This is a genomic window from Sedimentibacter sp. B4 (assembly GCF_000309315.1).
Lineage (GTDB): Bacteria > Bacillota > Clostridia > Tissierellales > Sedimentibacteraceae > Sedimentibacter > Sedimentibacter saalensis.
In genome coordinates, this window is the sequence record NZ_CANG01000071.1 from 1 (window position 1) to 202 (window position 202).

Sequence of the window (202 nt, forward strand, 5' to 3'; positions counted from 1 at the left end):
TGGCCCTTCGACTCCTCCGGCATCACCTTCGTCGACAACGACAACCGTGGTGGAGCGGAGTTGGCAGCCGCGCGCCTGGTCAGCCTCGGGCGGCAGCGCATCGCCACCATCGCGGGACCTCTCGACATGAGCGCGGGCGTCGATCGCCTGGAGGGGTTCCGAAGGGGTCTGGGTGACCGGTTCGACGAGACGCTGGTGGAGC

The 202-nt window shown here is 68.8% G+C and carries 1 pseudogene; it reads left to right on the forward strand.

The features are described from left to right. Positions 1-202, forward strand: a pseudogene (locus BN358_RS26045) (LacI family transcriptional regulator); the annotation flags it as partial.